A 13,721-nucleotide genomic window follows, 5' to 3' on the forward strand; every position below is an offset into this window, starting at 1 on the left:
AGGTGGAGGAACATGTTTAAATTTATTATCAGACGTCTCATTCAAACCATCCCTGTATTAATAGGGGTTTCTATACTTGTATTCAGCTTAATGCACCTTGTTCCCGGTAATCCTGCTCAAATCATGGCAGGTGAAAGTGCACCAAAGGAAACAGTTGAAGCTATGGAAGAACGATTAGGCTTAAATGATCCATTACCCGTGCAATATTTTAACTATGTTTCAAATGCAGTTCAAGGTGATTTAGGAAGCTCTATTCGAAGTGGGCGGGATGTCACAGAAGAAATTGGCGGCAGATTCTGGGTAACGGTAGAACTCGCCATTTACAGTACCATTTTAAGTGTATTTATGGGATTAATAGCTGGGATTGTTTCTGCTACAAGACGAAATTCCTTCGCAGATACTTCCCTTATGCTCATTGCGCTGTTCGGGCTATCCATGCCCAATTTCTGGCTGGGATTGATGTTAATTCAATGGTTTGCCATCGGAATTGACTTACCAAGCTGGGTTCCATTCTTAAACGACACGGCATGGTTCTCACCATCAGGTTGGGGTAGTTTCGAACAAGTCATATTACCTGTCATTACACTTGGCACTGGTGGTGCGGCAATCATCGCTCGTATGACCCGTTCCAGTATGCTGGATGTTATTGATCAGGATTATATCCGTACAGCAAGGGCAAAAGGGGTTAAAGAGCGCATTGTCATCTATCGCCATGCACTAAAGAATGCGTTAATTCCCGTAGTTACGATTGTCGGTCTACAGTTCGGGTCACTTCTGGGTGGTACCGTTCTAACAGAAACTGTTTTTGCGATTAATGGAATGGGCAAATTAATTATCGACTCAATCACAGCCCGGGATTTCCCAATTGTTCAAGGCGCTATACTTGTCGTTGCACTCTTGTTCGTATTGGTAAACCTACTTGTCGATATAGCGTATCGCTTCTTAAATAAACGAATCGAACTGGATTAATGGCTTGCTAGAATTAGAAAAGGCTGAGGTGATATGACAATGGAGACTAATTCTCATGAAAATATACTAGAAATAAATGAGCTGCAAACCTCTTTTTTTACAAAAGATTTAGAGGTGAAAGCAGTTGACGGTGTAACTTTTTCCCTCCCAAAAGGGAAAACACTAGGAGTTGTAGGCGAATCCGGCTCCGGAAAGAGTATTACCGCGCTTTCTGTTCTCCGTCTAATCGATGAACCAGGAAAAATTGTTGGTGGGGAAATAAAATTTAAAGGCGAAAACCTTCTCGATAAGAAAGATGCCCAGATGAGAAAAATTCGCGGTAACGAAATTTCCATGATTTTTCAGGAACCGATGACTTCCTTAAATCCTACGTATACGGTTGGGCAGCAAATCAGTGAAGCATATATAACACATGAAGGTTTAGGAAAAAAAGAAGCAAAGCAGCGTTCCATTGAGATGCTTGAACTTGTAGGGATCCCTTCCCCGAAAAAAAGAATTAATCAATATCCGCATGAACTCTCAGGAGGGATGAGGCAGCGGGTTATGATTGCAATCGCGCTTGCATGTAATCCAGAGCTTCTGATTGCAGATGAACCTACAACAGCACTTGATGTAACCATACAAGCCCAGATTCTTGAATTAATAAATGATCTGCAAGAGAGATTAGGAATGGGTATGCTCTTAATCACCCATGATCTGGGGGTCGTTGCTGAAACATGCGATTATGTCGCTGTTATGTATGGTGGCCAAATCGTCGAATATGAAGATGTGAATACACTTTTCAATGATCCGAAACATCCATATACAGTTGGCCTGCTTAACTCTATACCTCCAAATGATCATGATATAGAAGGCGATTTGCCTGTTATTAAAGGAACCGTACCAAGCCCGGCGGAAATGCCAACAGGCTGCCGCTTTGCACCACGCTGTCCATTTGCAACAGAGCTTTGTAAGAATAAACTTCCAGAATTAGAAACAGACGAATACGGAAATCAAATTCGCTGTTGGATTTATACAGATGAATGGGATGGCGATCCGGAGGTGAATGTTAATGACGAAAGAACTTCTAAAAGTTACTGATCTAAAGCAACATTTTCCGATTAAAGGCGGAATACTAGGTCGAACAGTTAACCATGTAAAAGCAGTTGATGGTGTATCATTTTCTATTTATGAGGGAGAAACACTAAGTATTGTAGGTGAATCCGGTTGTGGAAAGTCCACGACTGGCCGTGCAATTCTCCGGCTTGATGAGCCATCAGGCGGACAAGTGGAATTCGACGGAGAAGACTTGCTATCATTCAGCAAAAAGAAAATGAACAAAACACGTAAAAATATGCAAGTGATTTTCCAGGATCCATACGCATCAATAAACCCGCGGCAAACCGTTCGCCAGATATTGAACGAAGCCATGGAAATACAAAATGTTGTACCCAAAAAAGAACGTAATGATAGAATTATAGAGCTTTTGAAAACAGTTGGCCTTGGTGAGCATCAAGTAGATCGAATGCCACATGAATTCAGTGGCGGGCAGCGGCAAAGAATTGGTATAGCCCGTGCCCTATCTGTTAATCCACAACTTATTGTTGCTGATGAAGCAGTATCAGCATTAGATGTATCTATCCAGGCACAGGTTATCAATCTATTGAAAAAATTGCAGCGAGATTTTGATTTAACCTATTTATTTATTTCACATGATCTCGGCGTTGTGCGGCACATATCAGATCGTATTATCGTCATGTATGTAGGCAAAATTGTCGAGATCGCGGACAAGAAATCACTTTTCTCAGGTGCACAGCATCCGTATACAAAGGCACTATTGTCTGCTATTCCGAGTACAAAGATGGAAACGAAAAAGGAACGGATTGTCTTGAAAGGTGATGTACCGTCACCAATAGATCCACCAACAGGATGCAGATTCCATACGCGTTGTCCATTTGCAACAGAAAAATGTGTCAATGAAGTACCTAAACTTCGCAATGCGGATTATATGGAAGGCGGTCACCTAGCTGCTTGTCACTATATGGAAGAAATTGAATCAGGCGAGCATCAGCCAACTAGATAAAGCAATACCAAAAGCGCTCCGAGCCACGTAGCTGGAGCGCTTTTACTTATTTTATTTGGCTTTTTTCGTAAGAGTTGTTGCTTTTAAACCTTCGTAGTTGATATAAAACTACGACATAGTAATAGATGATGGGTGCATTTACCCGCTACGGAAATACACTACGCTGGTGTTGTGTTTACTGCCGCTTAATACATTAATAATCAATATTCAAAACATCGAACCGCCTCATTAGTTCGGGTGAGCGAAGGGAGGTGACTCCTGCGGGAACAAATGTCTTCGGTGGGGCGAGCATTTACGCGCAGTCCCAGCACGTGTCCGAAGACCCCGCAGAGTGGTTTTCTCGAGGCAGGTTAAGTTCGCGACGTCCTGTCGCAACACCTGCACTAGCACGTCCTGTGCGTCGAAGGCTGAGGCCTTGCCCTAAGGGTGCGCATCCGCCCTTCGCTCACCCGAACGGAGATTATAGCAAACAGTACAATAAACGCTTAAAAAGTATTTTAACAGTTAGCTCAATGTCTACTTTTACTATCCCTCACTACCCGTTTTTTGGACTTCATCATCGATCTTTTTATCCTGCCTTGTAAATAGCTGGATGATAAGTAGTACAATAAAGGCTGAAAATCCTATGATATCTGAATTTCCTTCTGGATACATTAACATCAGACCTGTTACTGCTACAAGGATTCTCTCGGCCCAGTGTAGTTTTCGATACCAGAATCCGATGATTGCTGCCCCGATCGCTATCATCCCAATAAGTGCAGTAAAGAGCGACCAGGTAATCTCGATGAAATTTGCATCAATCATTAACAACTGTGGATTCAACACAAACATGTACGGAATAATAAACGCAGCAATAGCTAATTTTGACGCATTAAAGCCGGTACGAATCGGCTCCCCGCCGGAAATCCCTGTCGCCGCAAATGCTGCCAGAGCAACAGGTGGCGTGATATCCGCAACAATACCAAAGTAAAATACAAACATATGTCCAGCTAATACCGGGATAGCTACCTCCAGCTGATCATTCAATGCCAGAATTGCTGGTAGAGCAATGGTTGATGTAATAATATAATTAGCTGTTGTTGGCGATCCCATTCCTAGTATAATTGAAGCAATCATAGTAAACACCAGTGTCAGCAGTAATTGGACTTCCGGCGAGGTTGCTAATGTTCCAGCAATGCTTACAAGACTATTCCCCATTTTCAACCCTAATCCGGTTTTCGTCACAACACCAACGATAATACCGGCACAGGCAGTAGCCGCCGCAACTCCCAATGCTGTTTTTGCACCGGACTGCAATGCCACAATAAACCTGCTAAAGTTGATTCTCGTATCTTTCCTAAACAAACTGACAAGTATCGTTGCACCAATACCATAGATGGCTGTCCGCTCAATACTAAATCCGGCAAATAAGAGATATACAATTAACAGAATCGGTAGTAACAAATGTATTTTTTTCAATACAGTTCTCTTTTTTGGGATTACTTCTTCCGGTAAACCATGCAGACCTGTACGCTTTGCTTCAAGATGTGTCATAACCCAGATCCCGGTAAAGTATAATATAGCAGGAATAGTTGCTGCCTTAGCAATATTCCAGTAGCTTTCACCTGCAAATTCGATCATCAGGAACGCTGCAGCACCCATTATCGGCGGCATAATTTGCCCACCAGTGGAAGCCGCCGCTTCTACTGCCCCAGCAAAGTTCTTTCGATAACCCAATCTTTTCATCATAGGGATCGTGTAGGAGCCTGTTGTTACGGTGTTTGCGACAGAACTACCGGAAATCGTCCCATTCAAGGCACTGGAGAAAATCGCAACTTTCGCAGGCCCGCCAGTACGCCTGCCTGCCAATGAAATAGCCAGGTCATTAAAGTACGTCCCGACACCTGTCTGTACAAGAAATGCTCCAAATAGCAAGAAGAGGAAAATATAGGTAGATGATACCTGCAACGGTGTACCAAGAATCCCTTCTGTTGTAAAGTACATCGAGTCGATTAATTGTTCCAGACTGAGGCCTCGGTGTGCCAGCATGCCAGGCATTTGTTGGCCGAAATAAGCATAAACTAAGAAGGCTGATGCAATAATCGTAATTGGAAGTCCGACAGCTCTTCTGGACGCTTCCAAAACAAGTAAAATAGCTATACCACCTATAATCATTTGAGCCGTGTCTACCCCGCCGATCTGTTGTACCAACGTCTCATAGAACAACGGCCAATATGCGGTAACAATTATTGACAGCAGCACTAATATGTAATCATACCACGGTATGGATGTTCTCTTCGTTTTACGCCTTGCCGGAAATAAAAGAAATATAAGTGATAATGCAAAACCCAAGTGTACCGTTCGCTGGATATACGCTGTAAATTGACCAAATATCCCGGTATAAATGTGGAATAGAGAAAAAGCGATTAATCCAAAAAAGACCACATAACCAATCCAGCCTTTTGATGTCCTCGTATTGGCCTCAGCATCATATTTCGCCATTAATTCTTCTTGTTGTTCTTCTGTCATTTGATTACTATTGTTTTCCTTCATGAATTTTCACTCCTTTCAAGCGTTCCCAAAGAGACAGCCGTTCCACCTGAACAGTAAACCATGCGCCAGGTTCAAAATACCTATTAAACCAGGCCATATACTCTTTCTCTGAAGAACTGTCATCGTTGCTTGACTCCCATATGAGGCGATGCTCTGAAACCGTTTTTCCATTTCGTATATTCATAGAAGAAAAGTAATTATCCAAATCCTTTAAATGATACTTTCCGTCCTCATAAGCAAATGTTTCCCCGGGGCCTGCATTGGATGGCATGCCGATTCCAAATTCTTCATAAACCATCTCATATTGCTTTATGTCGTGGTCCGCAGTCACTATGTATTTTTCCACAACATCTGTTAAATGGATAGAATGTTTAAATATAATTTGAAATGTTTCCCCGGATTTTATCGGAAGAAACGCTTCAATATGGTCTGTATTTTCTTCATAAAATACCAAAGCTGTCCGATAAGGAATGAATAGAACAACGACAATTACAATAATGAAAAAACTGACAAATAATATAGCTTTTCGATGTCTCATTGATCATTCACCCATTAAAAAAATTCTCTTGTCCTATCAAAAAGTACAGCAAATTGAAAATAACCGGCAGCCACCCCCTCAGAAGAATGGTTGCCGGCCATTCCATTTATACGAAGTCCAATTAGTCTGCACTTACTCCTTCTTCATCAAAGTAACGCTGTGCACCGGGATGTAAATCAATACCAACCCCGTCAAGTCCAGTTTCAGTTGTGATTAGTTCAGCTTTGTCATGTGCCATTTCGCTCGCATTTTCATACATGGATTTGGTGATTTCATAGACTGTATCCTCAGGAATATCTTCAGTTACAACCATCATTGCCATAACAGCAGCTGTAGTTATATCTTCATCCACCGAACCATAAGTTCCTGCCTCAATGGTATCTTCTGCATAATAAGGATATTGTTCAATCAATTCAGCTATTTTATCTTCTTCCATAGAAACAATGGAAATATCTACAGTAGCCCCCAAACCTTCTACTGCCCCGGTTGGCGTACCGGATGTAATAAATGCTGCATCAATGTTGCCATCCTGTATTCCCGATGTTGATTCATCGAAGTCAAGATTCTGTGCATTAATATCATCCATGGAAAGTCCATGCACCTCCAGGATCTGCTCAGCGTTCACATAAGTCCCCGAACCTGGTGCCCCTACAGATACGGCCATCCCTTCTAAGTCTTCTACAGTTTCAATGCCTGAATCAGCGCTACTTACAATTTGAATGGTTTCCGGATAAAGGGATCCGATGGCTAATACGTTATCTACCGGCTCTCCCTCAAACGAGTTGACACCTTCCACCGCATTGGACATAACGTCCGTTTGTACCATGGCTAGTTCAGCTTCCCCGTTTTGAAGTGCTACCACATTATCGGCTGAAGCATTCGATGATAACGCATCTGTTTGAATCCCAGTATCATCACCGATATTTTGCGCCATCTCACCACCCAGCGGATAATATGTACCGCTAGTACCACCAGTAAGCATACTCAAGAATTCAGGTGCTTCTTCACTTCCACCACCATCATCACCTTCAGCTTCTCCGCCAGTGTCTTCACTTTCTCCGCCACATGCTGCTAATAGCATCAGGACTGCAAATAGCAACATACCAAACAACAACAGTTTATTCTGTTTCATGAAACTCCCCCTTGTAATTTATAAAACTATAATACTAATTAGATTTTAACCGTTTTCATGAATATGTCAAGTCTTTATGAATAGTACTATTTAACTATTGCCTTATGTGTCTTGACAATTTTGAGAAAATTCACTATCATAATAGTAATATATACAGGTGCGGTAAGAAGAAAGTACTGCCAGCAGTAGAATTCAGTCAAAATGGCGTTACTTTCTTTACGTTTAACTAAACAAATAGGAGTGTATTTTATGCGAGTGAAAATAGCAGTATTTGGTAGAAAAGAGATAATGGATCGAATAATAGAGTTAGTAGATGAACGGAATGATTTAGAAATTATTCCATTCACATATGTAAATGTAAAAGATTTAAACGCATTAATCGATAAAGCTTTGATGTGTGACATTTATTTATTTGCAGGCGCCCTTCCCTATTTATATGCATATGAAAAAATCAACAAAAAAAGACTACCTTTTGTTCAAGTGATTTTCGACGAATACATGATCTTAACATCTTTATACCGTCTTAAAAATGACCTTAAGCGCTTTTCCATTGATGTGTCCGATCATGTACATGTAAATAAAGTGGTTGGTGAATTGGAAATGGATGAGAAAGAAATTTATACGTTCGAATTTGGAAAAGAGAGTGACATAACAATTGATAAAATCGTAAAACATCATCATGATCTCTGGAATGAAGGAAAAATTGATCATGCCCTGACCTCCATGGATGAAGTAGAGCAGCGACTAAGTAAGCTTGAAATACCAGCAAGTTGTATGACCATTCCCAATTTAAATCTGGAGCATGCTATCGATCAAGCGGCATCGACCGTCAGACTGAACCAAAGTAAGAGCCCCCAAATTGTTTCAGGCCATGTACGGATTCAACATTTAGAAGCCATAACCAAGGAAAAAGGAGCATCTGCAGCAAATGAACTTTTACTCAAGCTTCATCATATGTTATTAAAATTTGGACGGAAAACAGATAGTTCAGTTTTATCCAATCATAATCAGTTTGTATTATTCGGTACGAGAAGTTTGCAGGATCATATCACAAAGCATTACCGCGATTTTCCCCTAATTCGGGAAATTGAAGAGACGCTTGAGACACCTGTAGACATTGGGTTCGGGCTTGGATTAACTGCAAAACAGGCAGAGGATCATGCAAAATTAGCTTTGGACCGGGGGGAGCAGACAGAAATCAGCAATTGCTATATTGTTAACGATCGGCAGGATACGATTGGCCCGCTTGGAATCAAGAAGCAATTTGATACAACACGATTATATCATTCGCTCATACACAAGGCGCAACTTAATAATGAGTTGTCGTATAATTTCCTTGACTTTATTACGGTACGCAACAATGAACCATTCTCATCCAATGACATTGCCTCGTACTACAATGTAACAAAACGCAGTGCCGAGCGGACAATAAATAAGCTCTTAAGTGGTGAGGTAATTATAGCGGTTGGAGAAGAGAAGCCGTATGCCAGAGGGCGGCCCAGAAAATTGTTTACGTTGAATCAGTAGGATAAAGGAGCGCCTTGCGTGGCTTGACGCGATTTTGGCTCGCTTTTATTAATCATGGCTCCCTAAATCCGCTATGATCGCTGATAAAAGGGAGCGGTGCGCTGATAAGATAGTGATTACCGCTGATATATTGGCAGCAACCGCCGATAAAACACAAAAAAGGAGGAGGCCGCATTATCTGAGGTCCACCTCCTCTTCTCTATAGACGTTCGGGATTCTTGATCCAGCGATCTTGACGCTCTGTCCAGCGGTAGGAGCACTTTATTCTGCGGCCAGAGCACTCCATCCCTCGGTCACGGCTCTCCATCCAGCGAACACACTCTTCATCCCTCGGGTCAAATACTCAATAACTCTCTTACATCATCTTCACTCAAGCTGGAAAGCATTGTCTCACCTGGCTGAATAACTTGATCGATGAGTTCGCGTTTTTTCTGTTGCAGATCGTATATCTTCTCTTCAATCGTGCCTTCTGTAACGAGGCGAATAACCTGAACGACGTTTTTCTGGCCGAAGCGGTGGGCGCGCCCTGTTGCCTGATCCTCTACGGCTGGGTTCCACCATAGATCATATAGAATAACCGTATCTGCGCCTGTTAGATTCAGGCCGGTACCTCCTGCTTTTAGGGAAATTAAAAAGACATTGTTCTCCCCATTATTAAAGCGTTCGCTCATTTCCACGCGCTCTTGTGAACTTGTTCCACCATGAAGATAGAAATAATCAATACCCTCTTGCTTTAGCTTTTCGATAATAATTTCATGCATGCTTGTAAACTGTGAAAAAATAAGCATACGCTTCCCATTTTCAATTGCGTTTCTTACCGTATCCATCAACTGTTCAAGCTTGCCCGAGTATCCCTGGTAATTTTCGATAAACAATGATGGGTGGCAGCAAATTTGGCGCAAGCGTGTTAGCCCGGCCAGGATCTTCATGCGGTTCTGGTTGAAGCCACTTTCCGCCATCGATTGTGATGCCTCCTGCTGTAGCTGACGCAAATAACCGAGATATAAATCTTTTTGATCTTTTGTTAACTCCGAAACGCTGACAGATTCAATCTTATCAGGAAGTTCTTTTAATACGTCACCTTTAAGACGGCGCAGGATAAATGGTTTTGTCATCGATGCAATTTTTTCGTTTGACAGTTGTTTAAACTTGCGCTGGCTTGGCATGAGTCCCGGTAATATCACTTGGAAAATGGACCATAGTTCTTCAATTGAATTTTCAATTGGTGTACCGCTTAATGCAAATCGTCTTCCTGCTTTAATCCCGCGAATCGCCTGTGATGTTTTTGTCGCATAATTTTTAATAAATTGTGCTTCATCCAAGATCAATGTCTGGAAATTCAATTCACGATAAAGCTCGATGTCCTGGCGCAATGTCGCATACGACGTTATCCATACATCCATGTCCGTTAATTCTGCAATCTTCTGTTTGCGCTCCATGGGTGTCCCTGTCAGAATGGCTACTTTTAAATCAGGCGCAAATTTCTCGAATTCATTTTTCCAATTGTACACGACAGAGGACGGTGTCACAATCAAATGCGGATTATCACTCGGCTCTGATGCTATATAAGCGATACTTTGGAAAGTTTTCCCAAGGCCCATGTCATCAGCTAAAATACCACCTAAATAATAATTGCTTAATGACTTAAACCATTGAAAGCCTGTTTCTTGATAGTTTCGCATTGTGCCTTGCAGATTTTCCGGCAGTTCATAAACCTGATCCTCCGGTGACCTCAAGTGATTCAGTAGTTTGCGGAACGATGGATCATAATTCTTGTTTGTCTGCATTAACTCATCGATTTGCGTCCCGCGGTATACGGGCATATGGACATTCCCGTCCTGCACATCATCTTTTTTAATTTCAAAATCATCGAAGAACTGTTTCATGGAGGAAAATTCTTCACCCTCTAATGAAAGCAGTGCACCGCTTTGCATACGGTAATAGCGTTTCTTTTCAATAACAGCATCAATGATTTGATTGATCTCTGAATCATCCACACCATCAATATTGAAACCAATTTCAAGCAGATTGGAAGAAGATTCCAGATTCACGTTTGTGCTTGGCATCGGTTCATTTTCGACAATCAAATTTCGGATATCTGATGTTAAAAATAGCTCCACATGCCCATCAAGCAATGGTAATACTTTATAAAGGAATGTATAAATTTCCTCTTCATCCGCTTCGATATAAAGTTCACGCCCATTATAATGAAAATTCGCATGCTCGATTAAACGCATAATCTGCTGTTCTTTTTCCACATCACGAATGATAATAACATCGCTCTCCTTGCGACCGCTAAACGGATCTACCAAATGATCACCATAATAGTATTCCAATTTGCCGGTGATCCAATCTGTCTTCATTTCCAGGTATAACTTCGCTCTTAGCGGAACTTGAATGATTCCCGCCGCTACTTTGTCAGCTATTTCTACATCGCCGACCCTTTTCAGAGAAGGAAGTACTTCAGATAAAAACGTATCTGCCTGAGTCTGACTGATCGGCAGTTCTAAGTCCCCATCCCAAACTGGCTAATTTCTTCCAATACAGGGATTTGCTCCTTTCTCGGAAAATAAAATGTCCCCTGGTAGAACAACATTTCATAGGCTTTAAAATAGATGGCGTCACCTATTTCATCCATCTTGAGCATTAAGTCATTGCGTTCATTTTTGGTCAAGGCAAATTGAAACGGCAATGTGTCTGTCTCCAGTGTGACAGGGTTATAGCTTCTATTTCGTGTTTCTGCCGTGAAATCCCGATCGATAACTTTTTCAAAAAGCTCTCGGATAACCAACGGCGGAATAACGATCGACCGTCTGTCACTGACATTTCCCCGGTAATGATAAAATGTATAGCCATTATATATTTGTTCATTTTTCAAAATGGAATAAAGCAATTCAAAGATAACTAAATCCTCTTGCTGGAAGTAGTGTGTATCTGGATTGTAGGTGAATGTTTTCGTGAAATAGTGTTCATTTCCCTGCAAAACATCTTCCAGAAAATCATGCGCATCTTTGACAACATAACATCTTTTTTCACCGGTTTTTAATTCGATAACCAGATTTTTATCAAACGACCATTTGCAATAATACTCTACATGCATTGGTTTCTTTTCAGGTAAAATTTCAGCAGTTGTGCTGGGCTGCCCTATGGAGGCCAAGGCATTTATAAAGCGATTGGACATTTGATAATCATAATTTGCGAATGCCGGCGTTCCCCGCTCAGACTCCCTGTTTGCCACACTGATCAATGTAGCTGCGATATGTTTACAGGACCCAAATGTTTCAAATGCCGGACAGGTACAATACGTATCGACCGACCCATTGGCAAAGTCCTTCATATTAATTTCCGTGAAGTAATTTTGCGTACCTTGGACGGTTGCAGTCCATCGTTGATTTTTCGTATCATATAAAAGATCGCTCACCAGATCTCGTTTATAATAATCTAATCCGCGCTTATAAATAATGGTTGGAAATAATTTTTGGATGTTAATATCGCTAATACGTCTCAAAGTTCTGTAAACCTACCTTCTACAGTCTCGTTATATCTATTATAAACGAGAAGGGTAAGATTTTAAACCGTGGAAGCTTTTTAGAGGGTCGGGAGATTAGTAATATAGTATGGGGCTGAATTTTTGGGATGAGGCTGTGCGGTTGCTAGTAAAAGGCTGCCACCTACCGTGCCAGGCCTTTTATTATCGTTCAACATTCCTCCAAGCTTTCACTAACAAATAAACATACAACAGAATCGAAAGCATGACAAATCCCGCAGATGTTACATATATAGATCCATAGCCAAAAGCAGAAGCAAGCAGGCCAAAAATCATCGCGCCAAGGCCTATTCCTAAATCGAAGAATGAGAAAAAGGTTGCGTTCGCCATTCCCTTTCTATTATTCGGTGCATTTTCAACAGACCATGCCTGTAATGCCGGCTGCACACTGCCAAATCCAAGCCCGTAAAATCCGGCCGCCACAAGCATTACCGTCGTGCTAGGGAGCCACGACAACAGAAGCATCGCAATAACAATCATGGACGCACCTGGGAGAAAGACGTATACATGACCCTTATTGTCATAAATTCTTCCCGCAAACGTTCTGGATATCATTAGAAAGATCGCATATACAAGAAAATACAACTGAATGCCCACCACATCTTGTTCTATCGCATGCAATGGCAAGAATGTAGCGATCCCGCCAAATGTCGTTGTAATGAAAAATAACAGCACCGATGGCTTTAATGCTGTTTTTTCAAAAATATCGAATTTAACTGTCGTCGTTTTATGTTCGGATTTCTCCACTTTTTTATAACGAATTTGTGAGGAAAAAATGAGTGCAATTAATCCAAATGCTGCGCAAATTAAGAACAAATGTGAAAAGGAAATGATCCCAACCAATGTAAGTCCAAGTGCCGGCCCAAAGGCGAGCGCAATATTTCCGGACAGACCGAAATAACCCATGCCTTCCCCTCGTCGCTTAGGTGGTATCAAATCGGTGGCAATCGTCCCACCCGCTGTCGTGGAAAATCCCCAGCCAATGCCTTGAATAATTCGGATAGCAAATAAAAGCGCAATACTTGCTATAAATGCATATGCACCGATAGAAAGCACAAAAATGGCCAGACCTATCATGTACACGAATGCCCTTCCCTTTGACTCCAGCGCATGACCAGCGTAGGGACGAAATAACAAAGCAGAGAACGTGAAAATTCCAACAACAACTCCAACTAATTGGTCACTGCCACCTAGATCCTTCAAAAATAAAGGAATCGTCGGGAGTGTCATCTGGAATCCTAGAAACACAAAAAAATTAGCCAGACAAATAAACACAAAATCACGTGTCCAAATTTTATCGGTTTTCGGCGCACCTTGCGTGTTCGGTTGTGAACCCATGTAAGACTTCCTCCCTTCGGTACTCGAAGTATATTATACATGAGTAGGGATAATTATGGAAGGTGGTGGGGATTGT

The 13,721-nt window shown here is 41.6% G+C and carries 8 protein-coding genes and 1 pseudogene; 4 read left to right on the forward strand and 5 right to left on the reverse strand.

Annotation, left to right across the window (positions count from 1 at the left end; all coding sequences use genetic code 11):
* Positions 1-12: 12 nt before the first annotated feature.
* Genes KFZ58_RS17510 through KFZ58_RS17520 form a run of 3 tightly spaced genes read left to right on the forward strand, consistent with a single transcriptional unit; the run spans position 13 to position 3,031 of the window.
* Positions 13-969, forward strand: a complete 957-nt coding sequence (locus tag KFZ58_RS17510) for an ABC transporter permease (protein ID WP_235792564.1) — start codon at positions 13-15, stop codon at positions 967-969.
* Between the two features lie 39 nt (positions 970-1,008).
* The gene (locus KFZ58_RS17515; RefSeq protein ID WP_235792565.1) at positions 1,009-2,049 is read left to right on the forward strand and encodes an ABC transporter ATP-binding protein; all 1,041 of its coding nucleotides are present in this window, start codon (positions 1,009-1,011) and stop codon (positions 2,047-2,049) included.
* Complete coding sequence (locus KFZ58_RS17520; protein ID WP_235792566.1) at positions 2,021-3,031, forward strand: ABC transporter ATP-binding protein; 1,011 nt, start codon at positions 2,021-2,023, stop codon at positions 3,029-3,031. The genes KFZ58_RS17515 and KFZ58_RS17520 overlap by 29 nt, the downstream gene beginning before the upstream one ends.
* Before the next feature lie 525 nt (positions 3,032-3,556).
* On the opposite strand, the gene KFZ58_RS17525 is transcribed toward KFZ58_RS17520, so the two are convergent.
* From KFZ58_RS17525 to KFZ58_RS17535, 3 genes are all read right to left on the reverse strand, one after another.
* Entirely contained in the window at positions 3,557-5,563 is a 2,007-nt protein-coding gene (locus KFZ58_RS17525; protein WP_235792567.1) for a TRAP transporter permease, read from the reverse strand.
* On the reverse strand, positions 5,547-6,101 hold the full coding sequence (locus KFZ58_RS17530) for a DUF1850 domain-containing protein (protein WP_235792568.1): 555 nt from the start codon (positions 6,099-6,101) through the stop codon (positions 5,547-5,549). Before KFZ58_RS17530 ends, KFZ58_RS17525 begins: the two co-directional genes overlap by 17 nt.
* A gap of 121 nt (positions 6,102-6,222) precedes the next feature.
* The gene (locus tag KFZ58_RS17535; RefSeq protein WP_235792569.1) at positions 6,223-7,233 is read right to left on the reverse strand and encodes a TAXI family TRAP transporter solute-binding subunit; all 1,011 of its coding nucleotides are present in this window, start codon (positions 7,231-7,233) and stop codon (positions 6,223-6,225) included.
* Positions 7,234-7,482: 249 nt separating this feature from the next.
* On the opposite strand from KFZ58_RS17535, the gene KFZ58_RS17540 reads away from it, so the two are divergent.
* Complete coding sequence (locus KFZ58_RS17540; RefSeq protein ID WP_235792570.1) at positions 7,483-8,760, forward strand: hypothetical protein; 1,278 nt, start codon at positions 7,483-7,485, stop codon at positions 8,758-8,760.
* 335 nt (positions 8,761-9,095) lie between these two features.
* Here KFZ58_RS17540 and KFZ58_RS17545 read toward each other — a convergent pair.
* Both KFZ58_RS17545 and KFZ58_RS17550 read right to left on the reverse strand, forming a co-directional pair.
* Positions 9,096-12,268, reverse strand: a pseudogene (locus KFZ58_RS17545) (DEAD/DEAH box helicase).
* Between the two features lie 183 nt (positions 12,269-12,451).
* On the reverse strand, positions 12,452-13,645 hold the full coding sequence (locus tag KFZ58_RS17550; RefSeq protein ID WP_235792571.1) for an MFS transporter: 1,194 nt from the start codon (positions 13,643-13,645) through the stop codon (positions 12,452-12,454).
* Positions 13,646-13,721: the final 76 nt, after the last annotated feature.

The organism is Virgibacillus sp. NKC19-16, from assembly GCF_021560035.1.
In the GTDB taxonomy this organism is placed as follows: domain Bacteria; phylum Bacillota; class Bacilli; order Bacillales; family Amphibacillaceae; genus Virgibacillus_L; species Virgibacillus_L salidurans.

Excerpts from the sequence above, each read along its gene's own strand:
- KFZ58_RS17515 (WP_235792565.1), top strand. The coding sequence starts at position 1,009 with ATGGAGACTAATTCTCATGAAAATATACTAGAAATAAATGAGCTGCAA.
- KFZ58_RS17520 (WP_235792566.1), top strand. The coding sequence starts at position 2,021 with ATGACGAAAGAACTTCTAAAAGTTACTGATCTAAAGCAACATTTTCCG.
- KFZ58_RS17550 (WP_235792571.1), bottom strand. The coding sequence starts at position 13,645 with ATGGGTTCACAACCGAACACGCAAGGTGCGCCGAAAACCGATAAAATT.
- KFZ58_RS17510 (WP_235792564.1), top strand. The coding sequence starts at position 13 with ATGTTTAAATTTATTATCAGACGTCTCATTCAAACCATCCCTGTATTA.
- KFZ58_RS17540 (WP_235792570.1), top strand. The coding sequence starts at position 7,483 with ATGCGAGTGAAAATAGCAGTATTTGGTAGAAAAGAGATAATGGATCGA.
- KFZ58_RS17535 (WP_235792569.1), bottom strand. The coding sequence starts at position 7,233 with ATGAAACAGAATAAACTGTTGTTGTTTGGTATGTTGCTATTTGCAGTC.
- KFZ58_RS17525 (WP_235792567.1), bottom strand. The coding sequence starts at position 5,563 with ATGAAGGAAAACAATAGTAATCAAATGACAGAAGAACAACAAGAAGAA.
- KFZ58_RS17530 (WP_235792568.1), bottom strand. The coding sequence starts at position 6,101 with ATGAGACATCGAAAAGCTATATTATTTGTCAGTTTTTTCATTATTGTA.